The following is a 17,419-nucleotide window of genomic DNA, read 5'->3' as shown; positions in this document are numbered from 1 at the left end:
AGCTTTTCGTCAAAGACTAGCGGCTGGACCTTACCTTCTAGCACTGAACGAGCCACCGCTCCGGGCGGAGGGTGTTCAGTGCTTGTAGCCACAGTAGACCAACCGAGCTGTACGGATCTAGCACGTCATGTTCCCCAAATTCATCGATGAGAGTGCTCTCGGAGCTTCGTCACGGCGGGCCCGAGTCAACCTGGGCCAGGAGACAATGCGAGCGGGCTCACGCATGAAGAGCCTGTTGCGCAATTGGGCGGGAGGCTTGGGATGAGCGAAGTAGAGGTGCATCGGCTGCGCGGTCAAGTCTCGCGAGTCCGGAACCTCGCCGAACTACATCCAAGACACCATCGCGACCTCCTGTTGTCAGGACCTCCGTCAGAATCGCACACCGCAAGAGTCCTTTTCTACTCATGTGCGATTCCCCTATCACAAAGGGAGGTAACGAGTATGCTATCCCGCTTCCAGCACGGCACTGAGGAACTGCCGCGTCCGCTCGTTCAGCGGATTGCCGAAGAGCTGGTCGGGCGTGCCCTGTTCGGCAATCTTGCCGCCGTAAAAGAAGCAGACGCGGTCGGAGAACTCCTTGGCGAAGCCCATCTGGTGCGTGACCATCAGCATGGTGAGGTCGTGCTCGGCGCCGAGCTTGCGGATGACGTTAAGCACCTCCCCGACGAGCTCCGGGTCGAGCGCCGATGTCACCTCGTCGAACAGCATCACCTTGGGCCGCATAGCTAGCGCGCGGGCGATGGCAACGCGCTGCTTCTGGCCGCCCGAGAGCTGGATCGGGAAATGGTTCTTCTTGTCGCCAAGCCCGACCATGTCGAGCAGCTCCGCCGCTCGAGACTCAGCCTCCTGCTTGGAGAGCCCAAGCACCGAGACCGGCGCCTCCATGCAGTTCTGCAGCGCCGTCATGTGGGGGAACAGGTTGAAGTGCTGGAACACCATGCCGACCTTGCCGCGCACGCGCCGCAGATGACGCTCGCTCGCCGGCACCATCTGGCCGTTCTTCTGCATGTGCGTGAGTGATTCCCCATCGGCCCAAATCACCCCTCCGTCGATGCGCTCCAGTGTCATCAGCGTGCGCAGCACAGTGGTCTTGCCCGAGCCGGAGGGACCGATGATGCACACCTTCTCGTTGCGCGCGATGTCGAGATTGAGGTCGTTCAGCACGCTAAGCACGCCGTAGCGTTTTGCGACGTTCTCAAAACGGACCATAGGTTCGCTCATGACTTTCTCGTTGCGCGCGATGTCGAGATTGAATTCCTCCAGAAAGCTATAGCGCTTAGTGTCGTTTTCCAAGCGGACTATGGTTTCGCTCATGACGGACCTCCTACTGCAGATGGTAGCGGCGGTTGAGCCAGAAGCTCACCGACTGCACGATCGCGGAAGCGACCAGGCTGAACACGAGGTAGAAGAAGCCGACCATGGTGATCGCCTCGACGTAGCGGTAGCTGTTGGCGCCGAAATTCTTCGCCTGCTGCAGCATCTCGAGGATCGCGATGGCCGCCAGGATCGGCGTGTCCTTGAACATACCGATGAAGTAGTTGCCCAGGGCGGGCACGATGGGTGGGATCGCCTGCGGCAGGATGATGGCGCACCAAGACCGCGTCCGCGACAGGTTGAGCGCTGTGCAGGCCTCCCATTGGCCCCCTTCCACGTTCTCGATACCGCCGCGGTAGCACTCCGAGCAATAAGCGGCGTAATGGATGCCGAGCACGCCGATGCCAACTGTCCAGGCAGGGATGACGATGCTGAACTGTGGGCCGACGAAATAAACGAAGAACACCTGCAGCAGCAGCGGCGTGGAGCGAATGAACTCCACGATCTCCGCCATGGCTGTGGAAATGTAGCGGTTCGGCGATTGGCGGATCAGCGCGAAGACTAGGCCCAGCACCAGCGCGATCGCGAAGCCGAGCAGCGTGGCTTCAACCGTGACAATCGCCCCCCGATAGAGATACGGGAATGCCTCCCAGACGTAGAACCAGTCCCAGAGGCTCATGCCTGCGCCTCCCGCACGAAGCCGCGCGAGAAGCGGCGTTCCAGCCAGCGCACGAAGGGCGTGATGAGGGCGCGCGCGATGACGTAATAGCCGAACAGCGCCACCGCGAAGAACAGCAGGTAGTTACCGGTGGCGTCGGCTGCCAGCTTGGCGGCGGTGGTGAGCTCGGTAATGGTGATGAAGAAGATCAGCGAGGTACTCTTAAGCAGATCGATCAACAGGTTGCCCCAGGCGGGCAGCATGGCGCGGATCGCCTGCGGCAGCAAGATACGCCGCATCTCGGTGAGCCGCGGGAAATTGAGCGCGATGCTCGCTTCATACTGGCCGCGGTCGACGCCCTGGATGGCGGCGCGGACCAACTCGGCGCCGTAACCGGACACATTCATGCCGATACCGAAGATTGCCACGGTCCAGGGTGACAACGCGACCCCGAAGATAGGCAGCACAAAGAACCACCAGTAGACCTGCACCAGCATCGACGTTCCGCGGAAGAATTCGATATAGGCGACGCCGAACCAGCGCAGCGGCCGAAGGCGCGAGATCCGGATCAGGCCAACGATCAGCCCCAGGACGATCGCCACCAGAGATGAGGCGAGGGTTACCACGAGGGTGATCATGACGCCCTTGGCGAGCGCCGCCACGCTGAATCCGAGCGCGAACTCGCTCATGTCCTTCCCCCCCGCTGGGCGCTCCCCGGCCGGGGTCGGGGAGGCAGTGAGACGCATGGATGGCAATTCCCGGCCTGGCTTCAAGCCTTGCAGAGCTCGGCGGCCGTGGTGCCGTCCGGCAGGGTGTCTTTGGGGTAGCCGTATTTGCCGACCGACGCCATCATTTCGTCCGAACCAATATAGTCTTTCAGTATGGCGTTGAAGGCATCGACCTCCGCCTGCTGGTTGGGTAGGAACGCGAGGCCCGAATAATAGTTGTTACCTGCCGGGACCAGATCGACGCTGTCGTCTTTGTCTGTGAACTCCATCATGGTGAAGTAAGCGCCCGAACCCGCGGCGGCGCGGCCGGCCTTCACCGCCTGCAGGATTTCCGCCGGGCCGGCGACCTGCATGATCTTGTCGTCGGGGACGCCGAGTTTGCGCATGAGCCCGATTTCGCTGTAGCCGGCGCCGGTGACGAAGGTGAGGCCCCTGTCGTGTACATCCTGATAGGAGTGCAGTCCTTCCGGATTGCCAGCCGGAACAATCAGCGCGTCGGTGGCCTTGACGATCGGTTCGGTGAACAGCACGTTGCGGCAGCGCTCCGGCAGGATATACATGCCGCCCGTGATGATGTCGAAGCGACCCGCCTGCAGGCCGGGAATGAGCGAGCCCCATTCGGTCACGACCGGCTCGACCTTGGTCGTGCCCAGCCTCTTCAGCATGTCCAGCGTCATCGCATTGACGAAGCCGAGCGGCTTGCTCTCGCCGGGATAGGCCCAGGGAACCTCGTTGGAGAAGCCGATCCGGACCGTCTCTCCGTTTTTGATCTTCTCCAGCAGCGACTGCGCCGAAATCGAACCGGCAACCGAGGCGATTGCCATCGCCGCTATGCCGATTGCAGCCATCCCCCTCAGGACTGCACGTCTCAAGGGACCATTCCTGGTTTCGTCGTGTTTCCACCTGTCCATCTGGCGCCTTCTGCATTCCTCTTTCGCCACTGACCCCATCGAAAACACACTGTGAGACGACGTTCATCTCGCTGTGGGTGCATATAGGCCGACGATCTAGCCTTGCACTACGGTGATCAATCGGTCGGACACGCTACAGCCAAGGGCTACATCCTCTAGAGCCCGCGAATGACTGCAGCTACAGCAGCCAATGCGGGGCGAGGGAAACCCGTCAAGGATATCAGAGATTTGCCGACACCAGATCTCAATGCGTTGCCCCGATTGCCTAGGTTGCTTAGTTGCGGATTTGTCAGGAAGCACAGCCAAATTGGTTTCCCGGTCGAGAACGGTCCCAAGCGGAGCTGGACGCTCATGGGGCAGACGTCTCAGACTGGCCAAAGGTTGTGCAGCACTGTTGGTGTGGCAGCCTTGGCACGCTCGACCTCTGCTCTCGGCAAACGGTCGACAAATTGGGCCAGCACTAAGCGGGCAACCGCTTCCGGATCGACCACCGGGTCTCGCTGGACGCCGACGTGGATCCGTTCGAGAAAAGAGTTCCGGTTTCCGGCTTTGGCGCGGCGGCAGGGATCCCAACCCTCGTAGTAAAAGCCGCGAAGCAAAGCTGGCAACCGTGCGCCGATATAAACGGCGTGCTCACGATCCAGGCAGTCGCGCAATGCGTGCAGTGTCGCAATCAGAGCTTGGTAGACCCGCTCGCGATCATGCCAGCGAAGTCTCCACATCAGATCGCTGATCCAATTCTGAGTTACTTCTAACGCGTTGTCGAAATCATGCCTCGCGCACATTAGCTTTTCTCATGTCATCGAAGTTATCAGGATCTCGAAATGCGCCTTATCGACCTTGACGTTGACCTGGTCAGGCGAGACTAGCGCTTCAAAGAAGAGGACCACAAAAGATCGGCTTCAGTCTGCGGCGAGCGAGCGGATGCCTGACAGATGACCCTCTGGAAAGCGGCCTTCGGGTAGCGAAGTAGTTCTCCAGATTAATCGCTCAGTTTCCGCGTCAGAAATCCTCGCCTCAGCGCAGCGCTATATCTCATTTGGCGCAATCTAAAGAATCTGGCAATCCCAACGTGCCTCATTTGAGGCCGCCGCGTTAAATGCCACGGCCCGCACTCAGAGAGTTCTTCTAGGGCATCACGTGAGCGTGTGATACCTTTGACGCCGCAGTCTACTCACGTTTCAAAACCGATACCTACTGCAACTCGCGCGCGCGCCCGGCCCCATTCCCCTTTTCCCATATAGATTCGTAATTTCTCAGCATCATCTCCGCGACACCAAAGGTGTGATTGCCTTGCCGCGAAGCTAGGCGAGCATCGATGTCGGGATAGATAAAGAAGGGCAGGGAAATTCGTTCGGCCGGACCACTGTGCACCACTTGATGCGGCGTACTCTTGAACCGGTTATCGCTCAAGACCTGAAGCATGTCGCCCAGATTGACCACGAGACTGTCGGGGAGGCTCGGCGCCGGGATCCAACGCCCGTGGAACCACACCTGCAAGGAGCGGGTAGGGAGTTCCTCCTGGAGCAGGAGCGTGAAAAAGCCATTGTCGGTATGCTTAGCGGCCGCGCCGCCAGTAGACGGGTACCGAATCACGCGTTGCAGAACCGTCGGAGGGCTGAAATGACGTTGGAACCAGCCTTTTTCCATATCGAGCAGGTCGGCCAGCGCGTTCCCGAGCTGCGGCACAACCCCATTGAGCACGGTAGCCTGCAAAGCAAGCAAGCTTCGCGCGAAACCAGGAGCCAAGGCATCGTCCGGAAGGCGTGTGCGTCCGGCGAATGGACGCCGGTCGCTTTCATTCTCGATCCCGAGGTCGAATATTTCCTTTAGATCCGGGCCGGCATCTGGATGTAGCATTTCACCGTGCAACGGACTGTATCCACGGGCGGTGGCGGGCTGGACCTTTTGAAACGCGTGACCATAGCGTTCCTTCGTACCCAGTGGCAACGCGAAGAAACGCCGGGAAGTGTCGATCGCTTTTGCGATCTGCTCCTTCGGGATTCCGTGCTCGATAAGGTAGAAGAACCCGTACTCCTCGCACGCCGTGCGTAAGCGCTGTTGCTCTTCACTTCGCGTTGCATCAGATGACAGTTTCGCCAATGAGATTCGCGGTAGAGTAATCATAGTCGCTCCTTCGTCGATTCGGTGCCCATTTTGCGCTGCGATCATAAATCTGTTCTCTATCGCGACGAATATCTCTTATAATTTCAGAAGTATCAACAGAAAATATGTAAATACTAGGCTCGATAACTGTCACAATTGTTTAACCGTCCTTGAACAATCGCAGCAGACAACGCATATACCCTCGAGTGCAAGGGGCAAGCACAGCAAATGCCTGTTCGACGACATGTGCGGATCTGCCCAGATTTCACGCTGGTCGCGGTCTGGACCTCGTGGACCGCAGCCCTCTCACCCTTGCGATCTCAATACGCACGACTGCCCGCCACGACCGCCACGCTTCAGTGGGTTGGCAATGCGGAACAGCAAGCATGGGCAAATTCTACAACTTCGGGAATTGTTTGGCATTTGACAGCTCATCAGCACCTATCCGCTTGGCGAAAGACGAATCCCGCCGCTTCCATCCATGAAGGTTTGATTCACCCCTTCGCTGAACATTCCCGGCCTTCCTTCAAAATGGCATCAGCCATCTTCTCAGCTACCATGATCGTTGGAAGGTTTGTATTGGCGCGGGGGCAGAATGGCATTACCGAAGCGTCGGCAATCCTCAAGCCCGAAACGCCACGAACCCGGCCCGACGGATCGGTCACCGCAACAGGGTCCGAGGCTGGCCCTATCCTGCAACTCGACGTTGGATGCCAATTGCCGGTCACGTTCTGTCGGACAAACCGATCCAGATGCTCCTCGTTATTGATCAGATCTGAAATGCTATGTCCATCGGTCATGACATGCCTAATGAGGGCGCGGCGCAAGCTCGGTGAACTGTCCATAAGCAGAGCCAACACCGACGTAAGCCCGTAATTGATGCAATTTACCTTGCTAACCTGCTTCGCTCGCGCGTTCCAAGCTGACGGGAACGGGTCGAGCCCAACGCCCGACACGGAATCTTGCTGCAGAAGGCGGGCCACGAAACGGAATCCCCGCTTCAGTCGCTCGGCATCCCGCTGGTCGCTCAGCCAGTTGAAATCTACCTCTGGCTCAACGGCATGAGAGCGGTCCTTGAGCACGATGGCTCCTGCCGAATAGGTGCGGTTGACCCATACGTAAAGGGAGCCGAGGCGCTTGCCGAGCGGGTGCCAGGCCGACTTGGCAACCGCCGATACTGCCATGTCTGTCGAAGGACACCCATTGTAGCCCGATGAGTAACGAGCATGCATCTGAATGTGGCCGCTCACATTGGGTGCCATGCGATCGGCCACTTTCAAATACGCTGAAACGGCGATCCCTGGATGTTCTTGAAGGTTCTGGCCCACACCTCTTACGTCCGCAACCACCGGAATACCGAGTTTTGTCAGTTGCTCGGCAGGGCCAATCCCGGAGCGCATCAATATGGCGGGCGAGTGAATGGCTCCGGCGCAGAGAATCACGGTCGAAGCGCGATACGACGGCCGTCCGAACTTGTTCTCCGCCTCGACGCCAGTTATGGCGCGTCCTGAAAAGGCCAGCCGCACAACCGTCGTTTCGGGCAAGATTTTCAGATTGTGTCGAGAGCGAACACTCTCGGACAAGTAGGCCATCGCAGCGGAAACGCGATGCCCGTTTCGATTGGTCAAGGGAACAACCGAGTATCCGTCACCAAATTCACCGTTAAAGTCCGGCCTGAAATGAAGGCCCTCGTTTTCATACGCTTTCGACACTGCTCGGATAAAGCCGGACCAATCTGATTGCCGCACTCGTCTGATTGGCAGGGGACCAGCCCTGCCGTGAAATTCACCGCCAAAATCCAGATCACATTCTAGGCGACGGAAATATGGTAGAACCTCATCCCAACTCCAGCCCGCTGCACCGCTTGCGGCCCAGTCATCGTAGTCTTCGGGACCACCGCGGTTGGCGACTTGGGCATTGATGCTGGAGCCGCCGCCCATGACCCGGGCCTGCTCGTAATGAATGGGCTTCCGGCCATCCCGAACCGTGGTCGCGTCGAGTGAAGGCCATTGATAATCAGGATTGAAGTAAGCACGTGTTGGATTGCCGTCCAGGATGTCATCAGGGACGGCATTCGGGGGCGTATCAGGACCGGCCTCGATAAGCAGCACGCGACGTCCATCGGCGGATAGCCTGCTCGCCATCACGGATCCAGCGGAACCGCCACCGATCACGATATAATCAAAAACCAACACAAGCCTCCCACCATCGTATGATGCTTAGACGAGGGACAACGGCGCGATCAGCACTCCCCAAAAAGGGATCACTCGTCATGCAGCAAAATACTTGCTGGTACCGCAGGAAATCCAGATCACATTCTAGTAGTTGGCGAGAGGCCGAGAATCAGCCAAGATAGATAAGCATGGAATGAACGTCGCTACGGTGGCGTGATCAGCGAAACCGAGCAGGAGAACTCCTCTCCGAGAGATCGCAATTTCATTCGACCTGTCAAATAGGGAAATTCCCGAGGCCGCAACGAGCCGTCTTCGCCGACGCACGATCACCGCGCAGCGATCCGCAGCTGTCGCTACTACCCAGCGAGTTCGCAAAGTTAGCGGCTATCTTGCCAGTCACCGGGCGTATGCGACCTGCAGAATGTTCTCACAGTCCCCTGCTCGCGGCGGGCACGTTGTGCCATCGCTGAACGGGGACTGTGTGCGACCGCGGTTCTTTTAACGCGGGCACTCGGACGAGCCACCCCATCCTGGGACGATTCCTATGTGTAGTGCACCCGCTTTTGCTTTTGCTAAAAAGCCACTCCGCCAAAAAGCGGACGCGTCAACTACCAGATGCGGTGGTGTCGGTGCTTTCCCGCAAACTGTAGAAGCCATGGCGTGTTCAGCGCATTGATCGGGGTGCATCGACATGCAGAGCAACGTCACCATCTTAGAGCTTTCGAGATGCATCTGTGCGGCAGACAAGTTGGCGCGCAAAGTGGGCCTTCACATTACGATGGGCGACAATTTTGAGGAGTACGTTGGGATAACCAGCACACTTCCCGGGAAGTCACCGACGTACCCAAGCTTCCGTCCCGACTGCTCTGATCTTCCGCCTGGAAAGGCCTTTTGGATCGTCGGGCGGGATCGGGAGGGAAGAGTAGCGCACGTCCAAGCGATGCGTTTAGATCATCTGTCAAATACCGACGTTGCTGAGCACCTTGGGTCGTTGAGAGCCTGGTTCACGGATCCTATCGTAAAGGCCGGGCCCGGTTCCTCGTCTCGCTGCGACGCGCCCACCGCACGCAGCATAAGCGGGCTGGTCGCCTACCATGGCGACATCTGGTTGCGCGAGGACTATAGAGGCCGAGGTCTCTCTACTTTTATCGGTCGTATCGCATTTGGACTGGCTTGGGCTAAATGGGCGCCCGACTTCATCTATGCGCTCGTTGCCGACTGGCACATAGAAAGAGGCGTAGTCGATCAATATGGGTATCTACATCAGGAGCCACACGGATCAGTCCTGCGCTTGCCGGCGCACGGGATAGTTGATGACGATTGGCTCGTTTGGCTGACGAGATACGAGCTCTTGAAGAGGCTTCGTACTTCCGCGTTGCGAGCGCTCAATGAGAGTACTGTCGTATTAGCCGACGTTCTATGATGGACAACTTGCAACACTCTGGTCGGAACCGAGAGAGCACGAGGTCTTCTCGTCCCGGTGAATGGCAAGTTTCCAACACCCGAGCTTACCCATTCGTGAGCATCAGAATGGTGGTCCCGTGTAGCATGCTTTGCCACTGAGCATCGTTATAGGGGACCTCTGCCAGCTTGGACGTAGCTCAGAAGTCACCCGGGCGAACTGGAGTATCTCCCCAACGGCGAAATCCAAATCTTGTTTCAGATGGCGAAGCTCGCACGCAGCGTCCGGTCGGTCCAAAAAGGCCCCCAAACCAGCCAGGCACCGTCGGTTCAAGTCACAAGACACGAAACTGAGGTTGTCATTTTGATTGTCAAATCAGCCGAAACGCGGCATTGCCCGTCCTGTACGGCTATCGGCCAGGAGAAATCCCATTCAAAAAGACAAGTGTTCTCTTTCATTACGTTGCGCCATGTAAAAACAACGAAACACAACTCCAATTGACATAACTCTCGCAGAGGCAACTCTGTGCTAGAGCTTTGATCCAACGCGCGAAAGACGACGCGCCGGGCCAAGCCAGAGAGCTGGCATGCTTTGTGCACTATTGAGAATGTTCAGTGCAAATGGCTGCGGAGCAGAGACTATGGAACGCCCCCCGATCGAAGAAATTCCCGATCTTTCCACTAGGGAACAAGAGTGCATATTGTGGACCGCCAGAGGTAAATCGTCGTGGGAAATAGGTAAAATACTAGGTATATCCGAAAACACGGTGAATTTTCATATGAAGAACGTGATGAGAAAATTGGGCACGGGTAGCAGAACGGTCGCTGCCATCAAGGCGGTAAGCTTCGGAATTATTGAAATTGAGGAAGCGGCGACAGCCACTGAACTGCCGTCCGGCGACGATTAGAGTCTCTCCCGCAATACCTGCCGGGGCTCCTAGGCGAGCGAGGAATGTAGCCTCGCGTATTGAACAACACGATGCCCCATGGCAGACGCTGCCGAATCGACGGGCCTAATGCTGACAAAGCTGGTGGTGCGCCTGCGTCGGCGGCTCTGGTGCTCGGGTTGAGCATGTTCTGTTTCACCCAGTTCATATCTTGCGGCATTCGCGTGGTTGGCGCATTGCGGTATGAAGTGAAGGTCCCGGGCCATCCGAGCGGTAACCACCCGCTTTGCGGGCCGCTCCCTTTCGCGGCCCCGATCGCCTCCGTCCTCTCGAGCTCCAGATCCTCTAGCACTGCGGTCTGCAATACCTTGCGAACGCCGTCCTCATCCGACAACAGCGACGCTTTCACTCGCCTCTCCTCAGTTCTCAATTAGTCATGGCACTTCCCAATCCGCGGGTATCCGTGACTGCAAGCTCACCAGCGTGCCATGACCGCTCTCCCTCAGAGCAGTCGCCATTCTCTCTCCAGACCTTTTGAACAACCTTCAGGACACTGTCGGTGGCTCGCCGGATAACCGGAATCGGGACAAGTTCCTCAGGCCGCGCTGGGCGGCAGGTGAGATTCCTCCGTCCGACTCTTGGATCAAGATACATACGGGGTCGCCGCGGCTGCGGTAGGTAGCCTGGTACTGCTGCTCGTGCGTGACCTGCGGATCACCACCTGCGTGGCGGCCGAAATCCGCCAGGTCAACATCCTGCCTCGACTCAACAACCGAGCGGCGCATGGCGCGCGTCCGGGTGAACAGGTCGAAGAGCTTGTTGCCATCACCCCAGCGGATCGCGCGCTGCAGGAACGCCAGCTCTTCCGAGAACCGCGCCAGCATTTCGAGGATGGCGCCCTTGTTGTGCAGACGGACGTCGCGCCACATAGTCGGATCGGAGGCGGCCAGACGCCTGAAGTCGCGAAAACCGGAGGCGGAATATTTGATGACTTCCGTCTTAGTCAGCGATTCCAGATCGCCGGTGCCGACGATGTTGTAAGCGACGATGTGCGGCAAATGCTAGACGATGGCGAGCGTCATATCGTGATGCCTCGGGTCCATCGTGTCGATTGTTGGCGCCGCAGCGGCGCCAGAATTCCGACAGCCGTTCCAAGGCGACCGGATCGGTGTCCGACAGCGGCGTGAAGATGCACCAGCGATTGTCGAACAGGTCGGCAAAACCCGGCATCGGGACCGGATTTTTCCGTCCCCGCCAGCGGATGGCCGGGGATGAAATGGACGCCATCGGGCACATGCGGCTGCATCTGTGCAATGACGGAGGTCTTGGTCGAGCCGACATCGGTGAGGATCGCACCCCTCTTCAGCGCCGGTGCGATTTCTTGGGCCACGGCACCGGAGGACCCGACCGGCACCGAGACGATGACCAGGTCGGCATCGCGCATCGCCTCCTTCGCATTTGTCGTGTAGCCATCGCCGAGCTTCAACTCCTCGGCGCGCTTCAGAGTTTCGGCGCTGCGTGTCGCAATGTCGATATGGCCGGCCAGGCCTTCGCGGCGGATGACTCGCGCGAGCGACGAGCCGATCAGGCCGATGCCGACCAAGGCGATCTTTTCAAATATGATTTTCGACATGACTATTTTTTTATCAATCAGTGCGGCAAGTACAGCGTCTTCGGTTCCGACTACCCGCAGCGCGTTGGACGACAGTAGCCCGCAACGCGCCGCTTAGTATAGCCGCGGAGATGAGCGCCGACGCTTTACCTTGCCCAGCTCACAAAGGCCTAAAAACTCCCACTCTCCTGCTCTCGATCGCACCAACGTTCTGCGCGATCCGTTCTTGGCTGGGGCAATTTCGCTGGTGACGGAGATGCAGAGGCGGATCATTGTCAGTGTTCGCCCAGGGTCGGAAATGGCGAGATCGACCAACTAATTAAGTCGACGGCATACTGAAGTATTGCGGCAGTCCGAGCTTGGCTTGGTGAAGCGGCGATGACATGTCCCATTCGGTCTCGGTAATCGCCTTTCCTCACAATCGGCGTCGTGGGTTCAACATACAAGTCGACCTCGATGACACTTGGTACCGCAGCTGCATGAGCCACCAGCAATCCCATCCAGAGTGCCATCGCGATCAGTGGCCAGGAACCGCACGCCCGCCGCTTGTGAATGCGTTCTCCGCAAATCCCATTCCTCGCCGATGACAAGCTTGACATGTTCGGTCACGAGATCGATGCCGTAACTCCGATGAACCAGTCGAGGGTTGGCCCCACCCGCAAGACGCGGATTGACTTCAATCACTATTGGGCCACGCTCCGTCCACTTTAGCTCAACGACCGAGGGCCCCCAGCCAAGATTGAGAGCTAGTATACAGCTGAGTGAAACATGGGCGGTGCATTTATATTCCTCAAATCAGTCAGCGAAGCCGGGTGAGTGTACCCATGAGACGAAATGCGGTGGGGGGCCGCCTTCAACAGCACAGATCCCAATGGCTTGAGTCCCCATTATATCGGCGCTAAAGTGTGGTCCTTGTGCGAATTCTTCGACCAGGATCCGCGGCAAATGGGTTGTATGTTCGGCCAGCTCATTGGTGTTGCGGCACAATCGGACCCCGATGCTGCCGTGGCCTACGATTGGCTTGAGAACCACGGGAAGGCCGATCTCCGCGACAGCCCTTTCTACCTCCTTCGCATTCGTTGCCAGGCGATAAAGGTATTGCAACGCCGGCCCGCTCAAGGAGCTGACGTTGAACAAATTTGTCGCAACATCGCTCGATCGATGTGGGGTTCGGTCCCGGCAGATCGAAATACCGGCAAAGCTTGCCAACGGTTGCATAAACCAGCTCGTCAGCGCTCGTGATGCCAGCCCCGGCAAGATATTCGTGTCGATCGGGATCGGCCGCTAGTGTAATTGGGAAAAGCCCAAGACGTTGGGCTGCTTTCGCGTAGAGAAGGCCGTTGCTCCTTGTGCCTTCAACCAGGATGAGCGCTCTTTTTGACATTGTCTTTGACCTCCTTTCTAGCAGGATGTTGAAAAAAGGCGCTCGCCCTTGGGCCGCGGTCGTGATTCATTTCTCTGAAGGGATTCGGAGGATGAATCGTGCGGGGCAGCGATAGTCGGACTGGCGGGCTGTTCAGCTACGTGGATCTTGAGGCGCGGGTTCGGCGAAACCATCGCTCCGCGCGATCCTGGGGATCGTGAACGAGGCGCTGTCGGCGCTGGCGGAGGATTTCGCGGCGCTGTATTCGCCAATCGGGCGACCCTCGATCCCGCCGGAGAAGCTCTTGAGGGCGATGCTTTTGCAGGCATTCTACTCGATCCGCTGGAACGGCTGCTGATGGAGCGGCTGGAATATGATCTCCTGTTTCGCTGGTTTGTCGGGATCGGCGTCGACGATCCGGCCTGGGACCATTCGGTGTTCTCGAAGAACCGGGACCGGCTGCTTGAGGGTAACATTGCGGCTAAGTTCCTTGCTGCGGTTGGCCCATCCAAGGGTGAAGAGACTTCTTTCGAGCGATCACTTCTCGGTCGACGGTACCCTGATCCAGGCGTGGGCTTCGATGAAGAGCGTCAAGCTGAAAGGTGGGGCGGGTGAGCCACCTGCCGACGGCGGGCGCAATGTTGAAGCGGATTTCCACGGGCAGAAACGGTCCAACGAGACGCATGCTTCAACCACCGATCCCGACGCCAGGCTCTACCGCAAGGGACGCGGCAAGGAAGCAAAGCTCTGCTTCATGGGGCATGGGCTGATGGAGAACCGCCACGGCCTTTTGGTCGACGCCTGCCTGACATTCGCCGACGGCCATGCTGAGCGGGTGGCGGCACTGCAGATGATTGAGCCGCATGCCGACCGGCCGCAGGCGATCACGCTCGGTGCCGATAAGGCCTATGATGCGGAAGACTTCGTCAATGAACTGCGCTCGATGAAGGTGACGCCGCACGTGGCGCAGAACAAGCGGGCGCAGTTCGGCGATCGACGGCCGCACGACACGGCACGCCGGCTATGGTGTCAGCCAGCGCATCGAAGAGGCATTCGGCTGGATCAAGACGGTCGCCGGGCAGGACAAGACAAAGTTCCGGGGGCGCGACCGCGTCGGGTGGGCCTTCACCTTCGCTGCCGCCGCGTACAATCTGGTGCGGCTTCCGAAGCTGCTGACGGTGCCGGCATTCCGGCAGGCTGCCAACTGATCGGCCGCTGGCGCATCGTCGAGGCTGATATATGGGATCGCGGCTATCTCGATCTCGGCGGACCAGCCACGATCACCATCGAAGCCGACAACCACGGCGAGATCGCCTTCGGCGCTCTGCAGGCCGGTCTCGACCTCGGCTACGGCCCTTCAACGGTCTTCTTTACATGGATCGGCTTCGACGAGATGGACGAGGTCACCGGCGACGGCTCCGCGGAATTGCTCGACGACGGTTCGATCGAGATCACATTCGCCTATCACAACGGCGACGAGGCAATCCTCAAAGCCAAATGCGATCCTTCTTCAACAGCCTGCTAGTGCTGCGCGCCCGGTCGAAATCCGGTCAATCGCCGCGGCGTCCGAGGTCAGGTCCACCACAGCACAAGATCCGGACGCGCAAACCCGAAAAAGCTGTTCAGCACGAGGCGACGCTTTCCGTTACCTGATTGACCGGTGACCCCGTGAACGAAACCGCCATCGATCAGGGCGATATCCCCCGCCTTGAGCTGAAATTCGCGACAAGGAAGGCCATCGAGATAAGCTGCTGAATAGGGATAGCCAGTGGTCTCCACACCCTGCGCTATTCGGTCCGCAACTGTCGGCTTATGGCTCCAGAGCCTCAGATTGCCGCCTTCCTCGGGCATGCTGGGATAGAAGTTGAGTGCTGCGACAGTGTTGTGCGCCACCGAAGAAAGCTCGTAATCATTGCCAGCACGCAAGACTTGAGCGACATCGTCGTGAGGATCCAACGAAAATGTGCCGCTGCCGGTCCAGCTGATAGCACGACAAACATTGGCCTGACCGTGTTCTGAACGGGCCAGTCGCAATTCAATGCCCTGGTTGTGAAGCTCGCGCTTCAACGCGCCGAATATTGCTCGGACCGGGTCCACCAAATTCTTAAACAGGGCCTCCACGTACGGTCGCGCATTTTCGGCCTCTGCGAAATACGTGGCTGCGTCCTTTCTGTAGTGCGATGCGCCGACATATTGTCCGGGCACTCCATCTTTGCGCTCCTTGAGACCGGTGCTGCCACTGAAGTTGGCAGTGATCTCCTCGGCGACCTCAGTGCTGAAAGCTTGCTTCATGTACAGAGCGGTGGTCTCGCCTGTCATGACTGAGATGATGTCAGCAGTGCTGATCGAGCCGGTGCGTTCTCTGACAGAAACTGGGGAGATGGCCGGCGCTTGAGATATCTGACTAGACATTGTCTTGCTCCTGTAGTGCGTGATCAAGGACGGCGATGCCATGATCGAGCTCGTCATCGGTGATGGTTATCGGCGGGAGAACTTTGATAACGTCGCGATCTGGCCCTGAGGATTCGATAAGCAGGCCGTTTTCGAACGCGATATCGTGTACACGGCTCACAGCGGCCGATGAACTGCACTTGAGGCCGGCCATCAGACCGCGGCCGCGCTTCTGTTCAATGCACTTGGGAAACTTGGCGACGAGGCGGTCAAGGTGCGCTTGCAGCTTGACCGCTGTCCGCTCGACGCCAGCAGTAAACCGGATGTCGGACCACATTTTGCACATGGCCCCTGCCGTCACGAAGGCGAAATTGTTGCCTCTGAAGGTCCCGCTATGTTCTCCGGGTTTCCATATGTCCAAGTCGGGTCGAATGAGAACAATGGACAACGGACTACCTGAACCGCTTAGGGATTTGGAAAGACACACTATATCCGGTTCGATTTTTGCGAACTCGAACGAGAAGAAATCACCGGTCCGACCCGATCCTGCCTGAATGTCGTCAACGATGAAAACAACGCCGTGCTTGCGGCAGATGCGCTGAATTTCTGTGAGCCAAGCTGCGGATGCGGTGTTCATGCCGCCTTCTGCTTGGATAGGCTCCAAAATGATTGCGGCAGGTTTTTCTATGCCGCTTCCCGGATCGCTCAAAACGCAGTCGATGTAACTCGCAGAATCGAAAGCCTGGTTTGCATAGCCGTCATAAGGCACACGGATCACATCGTGGCGTGCGACGCCTCCCAGCTCTCTCGTAGACGCCGAGCCCGACACCGCTAGGGAGCCAAGCGACATGCCATGGTATGAGTTTGTGAAGGCCATGACACTTGAGCGACCGGTATATTTTCGCGCCAGGGCCAGTGCCGCTTCGTTGGCGTTTGTGCCGGTCGGCCCAGGAAACTGTATCTTGTACGAAAGCCCTCTGGGCTTCAGGATCGATTCGACAAGCGCTTCAATGAAGTCACGCTTTGCCGCCGTATACATGTCAAGCGACAGAAGAATGTTATCACCGATCATATATTCTATTGCTGGGGCAATGATAGTGGGGTTGTTATGTCCGTAGTTAAGTGCGCCAGACCCCACAATGAAGTCGATATGAGGCTTACCGGACTCATCCCAGATTGTCGCCCCGAGAGCTTTCGTAAATACTGTCGGAAACGACCGGCAATAACGACGAACGTTAGATTCATACGTGGCGAAAGCGTCGGTATTCATGATGAGTCCCTGATCTAGCCGAGCGTAATGAGAGAGTGGGTTGACGCGATCTTGTCTAAGGTTTTCGGCTGAACGCCGAAACTACGGCATTTGGTAGTTGACGCATTTGCCGTGCGAGAACTCCCTCAAGTCGGCTCTGGTATCGAGGCGGACCTCCACATGAGCTGGCCCTGCCGGTTGACGCCGACGCTGATAAATCAGGGAATTCACGGCCCAATGCCTGGGAACGAACCTGCTGGTATTATGTCGTGGCGATGGTCTTGCAGCATCAAGCCGGTGGCGCCTTACTGAAGATGCGCTTTGCTATCCCGGAAGGGGCAGGCATAGCGGTTTTGCGGGCCGTTGACCTGATGCTGACAGAGGAGTGGCGACCATGATCTGTGCCCACGCAAACGCCCCCACGGCAGAGCAGACGCCCGAACAGAAAACGCAATTAGCGGTGGCTAGGACGACCAAACAGGCCCGGGCCGACTGCTTCGGCACGGAACTGATCGAGAGTCTGCGCCAGGCAGTGCGTGAAAACATGCCTAGAGCACGTCCCGTGATCGATGAATCGATTGTGATGTGACGACGAGCTTCTCCGGTGATTCAACATCCACCTTGA

13 protein-coding genes and 3 pseudogenes are annotated in these 17,419 nt (G+C 58.0%); 5 read left to right on the top strand and 11 right to left on the bottom strand.

Annotated features, from left to right (window positions below; all coding sequences use genetic code 11):
- Nucleotides 1-444: 444 nt before the first annotated feature.
- From ehuA to AC0L16_RS32305, 7 genes are all read right to left on the bottom strand, one after another.
- Nucleotides 445-1,221 carry an ectoine/hydroxyectoine ABC transporter ATP-binding protein EhuA gene (ehuA, locus tag AC0L16_RS32335; protein WP_473625589.1) on the bottom strand — a complete coding sequence of 259 codons (777 nt, stop codon included), beginning with the start codon at nt 1,219-1,221 and terminating at the stop codon, nt 445-447.
- Between the two features lie 103 nt (nt 1,222-1,324).
- Nucleotides 1,325-1,993: an ectoine/hydroxyectoine ABC transporter permease subunit EhuD gene (gene ehuD / locus AC0L16_RS32330; RefSeq protein WP_473625587.1), complete on the bottom strand. Its 669-nt coding sequence runs from the start codon at nt 1,991-1,993 to the stop codon at nt 1,325-1,327.
- Nucleotides 1,990-2,661, bottom strand: coding sequence for an ectoine/hydroxyectoine ABC transporter permease subunit EhuC (gene ehuC, locus AC0L16_RS32325; protein WP_473625586.1), 672 nt, complete (start codon nt 2,659-2,661; stop codon nt 1,990-1,992). The genes ehuD and ehuC overlap by 4 nt, the downstream gene beginning before the upstream one ends.
- Nucleotides 2,662-2,741: 80 nt before the next feature.
- On the bottom strand, nt 2,742-3,572 hold the full coding sequence (gene ehuB / locus AC0L16_RS32320) for an ectoine/hydroxyectoine ABC transporter substrate-binding protein EhuB (protein ID WP_473625585.1): 831 nt from the start codon (nt 3,570-3,572) through the stop codon (nt 2,742-2,744).
- A gap of 404 nt (nt 3,573-3,976) precedes the next feature.
- Complete coding sequence (locus tag AC0L16_RS32315) at nt 3,977-4,396, bottom strand: DUF2267 domain-containing protein (RefSeq protein WP_473625584.1); 420 nt, start codon at nt 4,394-4,396, stop codon at nt 3,977-3,979.
- 409 nt (nt 4,397-4,805) lie between these two features.
- Nucleotides 4,806-5,738 (bottom strand): isopenicillin N synthase family dioxygenase, encoded by a 933-nt coding sequence (locus AC0L16_RS32310; protein WP_473625582.1) that lies wholly within the window; start codon nt 5,736-5,738, stop codon nt 4,806-4,808.
- A 473-nt stretch (nt 5,739-6,211) separates the two neighbouring features.
- Nucleotides 6,212-7,909 carry a GMC family oxidoreductase gene (locus AC0L16_RS32305; protein ID WP_473625581.1) on the bottom strand — a complete coding sequence of 566 codons (1,698 nt, stop codon included), beginning with the start codon at nt 7,907-7,909 and terminating at the stop codon, nt 6,212-6,214.
- A gap of 2,039 nt (nt 7,910-9,948) precedes the next feature.
- On the opposite strand from AC0L16_RS32305, the pseudogene AC0L16_RS32300 reads away from it, so the two are divergent.
- Nucleotides 9,949-10,200 (top strand): annotated as a pseudogene (locus tag AC0L16_RS32300) (helix-turn-helix transcriptional regulator); the annotation flags it as partial.
- 701 nt (nt 10,201-10,901) lie between these two features.
- Here AC0L16_RS32300 and AC0L16_RS32295 read toward each other — a convergent pair.
- Nucleotides 10,902-11,812: pseudogene (locus AC0L16_RS32295) on the bottom strand (prephenate/arogenate dehydrogenase family protein); the annotation flags it as partial.
- Nucleotides 11,813-12,066: 254 nt separating this feature from the next.
- A pseudogene (locus AC0L16_RS32290) lies at nt 12,067-13,175 on the bottom strand (ATP-grasp domain-containing protein).
- A 196-nt stretch (nt 13,176-13,371) separates the two neighbouring features.
- Between AC0L16_RS32290 and AC0L16_RS32285 the strand changes: the two are divergent.
- From AC0L16_RS32285 to AC0L16_RS32275, 3 genes are read left to right on the top strand one after another with little or no spacing between them, the layout of a single operon-like run.
- Nucleotides 13,372-13,512 carry a transposase gene (locus AC0L16_RS32285; protein ID WP_473625580.1) on the top strand — a complete coding sequence of 47 codons (141 nt, stop codon included), beginning with the start codon at nt 13,372-13,374 and terminating at the stop codon, nt 13,510-13,512.
- Entirely contained in the window at nt 13,512-13,769 is a 258-nt protein-coding gene (locus tag AC0L16_RS32280) for a transposase (protein ID WP_473625579.1), read from the top strand. The genes AC0L16_RS32285 and AC0L16_RS32280 overlap by 1 nt, the downstream gene beginning before the upstream one ends.
- Complete coding sequence (locus tag AC0L16_RS32275; RefSeq protein ID WP_473625578.1) at nt 13,735-14,679, top strand: transposase; 945 nt, start codon at nt 13,735-13,737, stop codon at nt 14,677-14,679. Before AC0L16_RS32280 ends, AC0L16_RS32275 begins: the two co-directional genes overlap by 35 nt.
- 47 nt (nt 14,680-14,726) lie before the next feature.
- Here the strand turns inward: AC0L16_RS32275 and AC0L16_RS32270 are convergent, their stop codons facing one another.
- Both AC0L16_RS32270 and ectB read right to left on the bottom strand, forming a co-directional pair.
- A complete protein-coding gene (locus tag AC0L16_RS32270) occupies nt 14,727-15,566 on the bottom strand; it encodes a 2OG-Fe(II)-dependent halogenase WelO5 family protein (protein WP_473625577.1) in 840 nt (279 codons plus the stop codon).
- On the bottom strand, nt 15,559-16,815 hold the full coding sequence (gene ectB, locus AC0L16_RS32265) for a diaminobutyrate--2-oxoglutarate transaminase (protein ID WP_473625576.1): 1,257 nt from the start codon (nt 16,813-16,815) through the stop codon (nt 15,559-15,561). The genes AC0L16_RS32270 and ectB overlap by 8 nt, the downstream gene beginning before the upstream one ends.
- A 373-nt stretch (nt 16,816-17,188) precedes the next feature.
- On the opposite strand from ectB, the gene AC0L16_RS32260 reads away from it, so the two are divergent.
- Nucleotides 17,189-17,383 (top strand): hypothetical protein, encoded by a 195-nt coding sequence (locus AC0L16_RS32260; protein WP_473625575.1) that lies wholly within the window; start codon nt 17,189-17,191, stop codon nt 17,381-17,383.
- Nucleotides 17,384-17,419: the final 36 nt, after the last annotated feature.

The sequence above is a fragment of the Mesorhizobium sp. WSM4848 genome (genome assembly GCF_055811375.1).
This window is presented reverse-complemented; position numbering and strand designations above follow the sequence as displayed.